Below are 7,660 nucleotides of genomic sequence, written 5' to 3'. Positions count from 1 at the left end.
CCATTCCGAACCCGGTAGTTAAGCCCTTCTGCGCCGATGGTACTGCACTGGTTACGGTGTGGGAGAGTAGGTCGCCGCCGAACTTCTTCCCTGAAGGGGCTTGTGATTGCGGGGCACAACAACAGTGCTCGCTCACAAGCCCCTTTCAGCGTGTCCATAGGAGGAATCAGGTGTCCAGGTTCGGGGATCGTCCCGGCGACCGTCAGCGTGGCCAGGGAGACCGACCGCGCCGTTCCGAGGGTGGCCGTCCAGCAGGCGATCGGAAGTTCAGCAACAACTCCCAGCGTGGTGAAGGCTCCGGCGACCGCACCAACAGCGGTGACCGTCGAGACAACCGCGCCGGCTCGAGCGACCGCGGTGGCTATCGCGGTCAGAGTTCCGGTGACCGCGGCGGCTACCGCAGGGACGACTCCGGCGACCGCGGCGGCTACCGCAGGGACGACTCCGGCGACCGCGGTGGATACCGCGGCGACCGTTCGAGCGACCGTGGTGGCTCCGGTGACCGTGGCGGCTACCGGGGCGAGCGCTCCGGTGGTGACCGCGGCGGCTACCGCGGGCAGGGGTCCGGTGAGCGCAGCGGTTTCCGCAGCGACCGTCCCGGCTTCCGCAAGGACGACTCAGGCGACCGTGGTGGCTACCGGGGCCAGGGTTCCGGCGAGCGCGGTGGCTACCGCAAGAACGACTCGGGTGACCGGGGCGGGTACCGCGGCCAGGGCTCGGGTGACCGTCCCGGCTACCGCAAGGACGACTCGAACGACCGCGGTGGGTACCGCAAGAGCGAGTCGGGTGACCGTCCTGGTTACCGCAAGGACGACTCGGGTGACCGTGGCGGCTTCCGCTCCGGTGGCGACCGAGGCGGCTACCGCAAGAGCGACTCCGGCGAGCGCGGTGGCTACCGGGGTGACCGGTCCAGCGACCGTGGCGGGTTCCGTCGCGACGACTCGAGCGAGCGCGGCGGGTACCGCAAGAGCGACTCCGGTGACCGGGGCGGCTTCCGCCGTGACGAGTCCGGTGACCGCGGTGGGTACCGCGGCGACCGTTCGAGCGACCGCGGCGGCTACCGCAAGGACGACTCGGGTGACCGGGGCGGCTACCGCGGCCAGGGTTCGAGCGACCGGGGCGGCTACCGCAAGAGCGACTCCGGCGATCGTGGCGGCTACCGCGGCGAGCGCTCGGGCGAGCGCGGCGGGTTCCGCAAGGACGACTCCGGTGATCGCGGTGGGTACCGCGGCGACCGGTCCAGCGACCGCGGTGGTGACCGCGGTGGATTCCGGAAGAGCGACTCGGGTGACCGTCCCGGCTACCGCGGCCAGGGTTCGGGTGACCGTCCCGGCTACCGCAAGGACGACTCGGGCGATCGTGGTGGCTACCGGGGCCAGGGTTCGAGCGACCGGGGCGGCTACCGCAAGAGCGAGTCGGGTGACCGCGGTGGGTACCGCGGGGACCGTTCGAACGATCGCGGCGGCTACCGCAAGGACGACTCGGCCGACCGTGGCGGCCACCGCGGCCAGGGTTCCGGCGACCGCGGCGGTTACCGCAAGAGCGACTCCGGCGACCGGGGCGGCTACCGCAACGACGAGCGCTCGGCTCCGCAGCGCGACGACCGTCGTGACGAGCGCAGCCGTGAGCGCGCGGCGCGGTTCCAGGACCGCATCGCCGACCAGGACAGCACCGGTCAGGACAGCGCCGGGGCCGAGGGCGCCGCTGCCGAGGTGAAGCCGGCCGCCGAGCGTTCCGGCTACCGCCTGGGCGACGGTGCCGCGGCCACGCGCGCCGCGGCCGGTCGTGAGGCTGTGGCCGAGACCGCGGTCGCTGCCGGCAGCGACGCGGACGAGGTCGCCGAGGACGAGGCCGTCACCGAGGACCGCGAGGCCGGCGACGTGCCCGCGGCCGGAAACGACGAGGCCGACCAGGCCGCCGAGGCCGCCGAGGCTTCGGACGAGGTCCGTGCGGCGGACGCCGAGGCCGGCGACGAGCAGCGCGACGAGGCGCCCGCGCCCCGTGGCGGACGGCCCGAGCTGCCCGAGGAAGCCGACCTGTCGCTGCTCGACCCGGAGATCAAGGCCGAGCTGCGCAGCCTGCCCAAGGGCCTCGCGGAGCTCGTCGGCAAGCACCTGGCCGCGGCCGGGCTGCTGATCGACGAGGAGCCGGAGCTGGCGCTCGAGCACGCGCGGTACGCGCGGAGCAAGGCCGCTCGCGTCGGTGTCGTGCGGGAAGCGGCGGGTCTCACCGCCTACTTCGCGGACGAGTGGGCCGAGGCGCTCAGCGAGCTGCGCGCCGCGCGCCGGATGATGGCCGGGCCGGGCCACCTGGCGATCATGGCCGACTGCGAGCGGGCGCTCGGGCGTCCCGAGCGGGCCATCGACCTCGCCAAGGACCCGTCGGCCAAGGAGCTGAGCCAGGAGGACGAGATCGAGCTGCGGATCGTCGCGGCCGGCGCTCGTCGTGACATGGGTCAGCTCGACGCGGCCGTCGTCGCGCTGCAGGGTCCGGACCTCGATCCGGGACAGCGCACGCCCTACTCGGCGCGGCTCTTCTACGCTTACGCCGACAACCTGGCCGCGGCCGGTCGCACCGAGGAAGCGGTCAAGTGGTTCCTCAACGCCGCCGAGGCTGACGACGAAGGGGAGACCGACGCCGCCGAGCGCGCGTTCGAGCTCACCCAGGAGGAGACCGCGGAGCAGTGAGCGAGACGTTGGTCGACCGGTACGACGCATTGCTGATCGATCTCGACGGCACCGTCTACCGCGGGTCGGAAGCCGTGCCCGGTGCCGCCGAAGCCGTCGCGGCGGCCAGGAGCAAGGGCGTCGGGATCCGGTACGTCACCAACAACGCCTCACGCTCTCCGCAGGCGGTGGCCGACCACCTCGTCGAGCTCGGGTTCGAGACGAGCGTCGACGAGGTGAGCACCTCCTCGCAGGCGGGCGCGGCGATGCTCGCCGAACGCCTGCCCAAGCGGTCCACCGTTCTCGTGCTCGGCACCCAGGCCCTCGAGGCCGAGGTGTTCAAGCGCGGACTCATCCCGACCGACACCGCCGAAGGCGCGGTGGCGGTCCTGCAGGGCCTGTCCATGGACCTCGGCTGGCGCGAGCTGGCCGAGGCCGCCGTGGCCATCCGCGCCGGTGCGCTGTGGGTGGCGTGCAACGTCGACGCCACCCTGCCCACCGAACGCGGCCTCCTGCCCGGCAACGGCAGCCTCGTCGCGGCGCTGAAGACCGCCACCGGCCAGGAGCCCCTCGTCGCCGGCAAGCCCGCCACCCCGCTGCTGCAGCAGGCGGCGAAGGACCTCGGCGCGCACCGCCCGCTGGTCGTCGGAGACCGCCTCGACACCGACATCCTAGGCGCCGTGAACGCCGGGATGGACTCGCTGCTCGTGCTCACGGGGGTGTCGACGGAGGAGGAGGCGCAAGCGCTTCCGGAAGAGCGACGACCGACGTATGTCGGCGCGGACCTGTCCGTGCTGCATCGGCTACCGTAAGACCGTGAGCTACCCCCTGCCCGGACCGCCGCCCAACCCGGCCGACGCCATCGAAGGCGCGCTGGAGCGGCTCGACGGGCTCGAGAACGTCGCCCTCGAGGAGCACGTTGCCCGGTTCGACGCCGTGCACGCCACGCTCACCGACGCACTGTCGAGCATCGACAAGGTGTGATGCACAGTGCCTCGCAGGGTGCGGCTCGACGCCGAACTCGTGCGCAGGGGGCTCGCCCGGTCCCGTGAGCACGCCAGCCAACTCGTCGCGGACGGCCGCGTCACGGTGCGCGGCACCGTCGCGACCAAGCCCGCGACCGCCGTGGAGACCTCCGACGCGGTCGTCGTCAAGGACCTCGACAACGATCCCCACTGGGCTTCCCGGGGCGCGCACAAGCTGATCGGCGCGCTCGAACGGTTCAAGATCGACCCCACCGGCAAGCGCTGTCTCGACGCCGGCGCGTCCACCGGCGGTTTCACCGACGTGCTGCTGCGCGGAGGCGCGAAGCAGGTCGTCGCGGCCGACGTCGGCAGGGGTTTGCTCGACTGGAAGCTGCAGACCGACGACCGGGTCGTGGTGAAGGACAAGACCAACGTCCGCACCCTCACGCCCGAGGACATCGGTGGCACGGTTGAACTCGTGGTGGCCGATCTTTCGTTTATCTCGTTGAGGCTTGTGCTCCCCGCACTGGCCGCGTGCCTCGACGAGGAAGGCGATCTGCTGCCGATGGTCAAGCCGCAGTTCGAGGTGGGCAAGGAGCGCCTCGGCTCCGGAGGCGTCGTGCGCGACCCCGGGCTGCGCGCGGAAGCCGTGCTCGACGTGACCAGGGCGGCGGCCGAGCTCGGCCTGGCCGTGCACGGGGTCGTCGCGAGCCCGCTGCCCGGCCCGTCCGGCAACGTCGAGTACTTCCTCTGGCTGCGCAAAGCAGGACCCGCCCCGGACGGGGCGGACACTGCCGCGGAGATGGTGCGCACCGCCGTCGAAGAAGGGCCCCAATGAGGGAAGTCCTGCTGGTCGTCCACACCGGCCACCAGAGCAACATCGATCTCGCCCGTCAGGTGGCCGGCCGCCTCGCGGTCGGGGGCGTCACGACGAGGGTGCTCGACGACGAGGCGCGTGACCTCGGCCCGTCGTGCTGCACCAAGGTCGTGCCCGCCGACGACCACGCCGCCGAGGGCACCGAGCTGGTGCTGGTGCTGGGCGGTGACGGCACGCTGCTGCGCGGCGCCGAGCTCGCCCGCCCGGCGCGGGTGCCGGTGCTCGGCGTGAACCTGGGGCGCGTCGGATTCCTCGCGGAAGCCGACTCGGACGCGTTGCACGAGGCCGTGGGTCACGTGCTGGAACGCGACTACTTCGTCGAAGAGCGCATGACGCTCGACCTCATCGCCAAGGTCGACGGCGAGGTCGTCGTCAAGACGTGGGCGCTCAACGAGATCAGCGTCGAGAAGCTGATCCGCGAACGCATCCTCGAGGTCGTCATCGAGGTCGACGGACGGCCCGTGTCGGCGTTCGGCTGCGACGGCGTGCTGTGCGCGACGCCGACGGGTTCCACGGCCTACGCGTTCTCGGCCGGCGGTCCTGTCGTGTGGCCGGACGTGCAGGCGATCCTGGTGGTGCCGAGCAACGCGCACGCGCTGTTCGCGCGGCCGCTGGTCGTGTCGCCGAAGTCGCACGTGGCGTTTGAGATCGAGGCGACCGGGCATCCGGCGGCGCTGTCCGCGGACGGGCGGCGCACGTTCGAGCTGCCCGCGGGCGCGCGGATCGAGATCGTGGAGGGCGAGGTGCCGCTCAAGGTCGTCCGGCTGCGCCATGCCCCCTTCACGGACCGGCTGGTCGAGAAGTTCGACCTGCCGGTGAAGGGTTGGCGGGGACCATCGGCAGGCTGACCGCGCCGCTCGGTGCGTCGGCACTGGCTCGTTGTGGTGCCCGCGAGGAAATGTCGGACTCGACAAGTAAGGTTCGCCCTGTGCTGGCCGAGATGCGCATCAATGGCCTTGGCGTGATCGACGAGGCCACCCTGGAACTGGACCCCGGGTTCACCGTTGTCACGGGTGAGACGGGTGCGGGCAAGACCATGGTCGTGACCGGGTTGCACCTGCTCGGCGGTGGCCGGGCGGAGGCGTCCCGCGTGCGCACCGGAGCGGACAGGGCGGTGGTCGAGGGCCGCTTCCAGGCCCCGGCGGGCAGTCCCGCCGCGAAGGTGGCGGAGGAGGTCGGCGGAGAGGCGGACGAGGACGGCTCGCTGATCGCGATCCGCACCGTCGGCGCCGACGGCCGCTCCCGCGCACACGTCGGCGGCCGCTCCGTGCCGGTCGGCGTGCTGTCCGAGCTGGCCGAGCAGCTGATCGCCGTCCACGGGCAGAACGACCAGCTGCGGCTCATGCGCCCCACCGAGCAGCGCGCCGTGCTGGACCGCTTCGCCGGCGACGACGTGGGCGAGCCCCTGCGCGCGTACCAGGCCGTCCGCGAGGAGTGGCTGCGCGTCTCCGCCGAGCTCAAGGAACGCACCGAACGTTCCCGCGAACTGGCCCGCGAGGCCGACCTGCTGCGCCACGGCCTGACCGAGATCGACGCGGTCGCCCCGCAGCTCGGCGAGGACATCGAGCTGCACGACGAGGCCCGTCGCCTGGCCGACGCCGACCAGCTGCGCGAGGCGGCCCAGGGCGCGCAGTTCGCGGTGTCCGGCTCCCTGGAGGGCGACCCGGACAACCCCGGCGCGCTCGGCCTGATCTCCGAGGCCGCCCGCCGCCTGTCCGCGTCCGAGGACCCGAAGCTGCGCGAGATGGAACCGCGCCTCGTCGAGGCGGCCACGCTGCTGGCCGACGTCGGCGCCGAGATCTCCGGCTACCTCGACCAGCTGGAGGCCGACCCCGGCCGCCTCGAGGCCGTGCTGCAGCGCCAGGCCGAGCTGAAGGCGCTGACCCGCAAGTACGCCGCCGACGTCGACGGCGTGATCGCCTGGGCCGAGCAGGCGCGCGCCCGGCTGGGCGGACTGGACACGTCCGAGGAAGCGCTCACCGGCCTGGCGGCCCGCCGTGACGAGCTGGCCGCGGAGCTGGCGACGCTCGCCGCTCAGGTGACGGCGGCTCGGGTCGAGGCCGCGCTGGAACTCGGGAAGGCCGTCACCGAAGAGCTCGACGGGCTCGCGATGCCGCACGCCTCGGTGGAGCTCGCCGTCCGGCCCCGGCACGCCGAGTCTGGGGACGCGCAGGCTCTCACCGTCGGGCGCTCCGTACTGCACGCCGGCGCGTCGGGGGTGGACGACGTCGAGCTCCGGCTGATCTCCCACCCCGGGGCACCGGCTCTTCCCGTGCACAAGGGGGCTTCCGGCGGTGAGCTCTCCCGGGTGATGCTGGCGCTCGAGGTGGTGCTGTCCCACTCCGATCCGGTGCCCACGCTGGTGTTCGACGAGGTCGACGCCGGAGTCGGCGGACGGGCCGCCGTCGAGGTCGGGCGGCGGCTGGCTCGGCTCGCCCGGTCGCACCAGGTGATCGTGGTGACGCACCTGCCCCAGGTCGCGGCCTTCGCCGATCGGCATCTCGTGGTGGACAAGTCCGCCGACGGGACGTTCACGCGGTCGGCTGTCCGGAAGCTGGACGAGACCCAGCGGGTGGTGGAGCTGGCTCGGATGCTGGCCGGGATGGACTCCACCGACACCGGGCGGGCCCACGCCGAGGAACTGCTGGCCGCGGCCAAGTCCGACAAGTCTTCTGCTCCTGTGGTTCGGCGGAGGAAGAAGAAGGGCTGAGTTTTGTCGGACCCCCTGAGTAGGTTGGGATTTGGGGGGTCCTGGGAGAGGGGGGACGCCTGCGTCAGCATGCGTTCCCCTTTTTTTGTGGGTGGGTGTGGGTGGGGCTGCTGGGGTACTGGCGGCTGTCGTGTTTTCCCTGGTGGGTGTGGGCTGTTGCGTTCCCCGTGCTGGTGGCTCTTGTCGTGTTCCCCGTGGTGGGTGCGGCCTGGGTGCGTTTCCGCTGTTGCGTGCGGCCTGGTTGTGTTCGCCTGTGGCGTGCGGCCTGGTTGCCTTGCGTGCTTCCCCCTGGGGGCGCTGCCCCCAGACCCCCGGCAATCTGATCGGGGGCTCGCGCCGTTGGCAGGTTGATGGCACGCCTGTTTGTGTTGGGCGGCTGCCGGTTGCGTTCGTTGTGGGGTGGGGCCGGTGGGGTGTCCCGTCACCAGTCGCACCAGGAGCG

General features: G+C 72.3%; 6 protein-coding genes. All 6 read left to right on the top strand.

The window, feature by feature from the left end; genetic code table 11:
* Nucleotides 1–170: 170 nt before the first annotated feature.
* The 6 genes from L6E10_RS19635 to recN all read left to right on the top strand — a co-directional run bounded on the left by L6E10_RS19635 (nt 171) and on the right by recN (nt 7,218).
* Nucleotides 171–2,687 (top strand): hypothetical protein, encoded by a 2,517-nt coding sequence (locus tag L6E10_RS19635; RefSeq protein WP_236220923.1) that lies wholly within the window; start codon nt 171–173, stop codon nt 2,685–2,687.
* Nucleotides 2,684–3,478, top strand: coding sequence for an HAD-IIA family hydrolase (locus tag L6E10_RS19630; RefSeq protein ID WP_308102826.1), 795 nt, complete (start codon nt 2,684–2,686; stop codon nt 3,476–3,478). The genes L6E10_RS19635 and L6E10_RS19630 overlap by 4 nt, the downstream gene beginning before the upstream one ends.
* Before the next feature lie 4 nt (nt 3,479–3,482).
* Nucleotides 3,483–3,650 carry a hypothetical protein gene (locus tag L6E10_RS19625; RefSeq protein WP_374237013.1) on the top strand — a complete coding sequence of 56 codons (168 nt, stop codon included), beginning with the start codon at nt 3,483–3,485 and terminating at the stop codon, nt 3,648–3,650.
* A 6-nt stretch (nt 3,651–3,656) separates the two neighbouring features.
* Nucleotides 3,657–4,469 (top strand): TlyA family RNA methyltransferase, encoded by an 813-nt coding sequence (locus L6E10_RS19620; RefSeq protein WP_236220921.1) that lies wholly within the window; start codon nt 3,657–3,659, stop codon nt 4,467–4,469.
* Nucleotides 4,466–5,356: an NAD kinase gene (locus L6E10_RS19615; protein ID WP_090101205.1), complete on the top strand. Its 891-nt coding sequence runs from the start codon at nt 4,466–4,468 to the stop codon at nt 5,354–5,356. Before L6E10_RS19620 ends, L6E10_RS19615 begins: the two co-directional genes overlap by 4 nt.
* An 80-nt stretch (nt 5,357–5,436) precedes the next feature.
* On the top strand, nt 5,437–7,218 hold the full coding sequence (gene recN / locus L6E10_RS19610) for a DNA repair protein RecN (RefSeq protein ID WP_236220920.1): 1,782 nt from the start codon (nt 5,437–5,439) through the stop codon (nt 7,216–7,218).
* Nucleotides 7,219–7,660 lie beyond the last annotated feature (442 nt).

The sequence above is a fragment of the Lentzea sp. CC55 genome, from assembly GCF_021056325.1.
Lineage (GTDB): Bacteria > Actinomycetota > Actinomycetes > Mycobacteriales > Pseudonocardiaceae > Lentzea > Lentzea jiangxiensis.
This window is presented reverse-complemented; position numbering and strand designations above follow the sequence as displayed.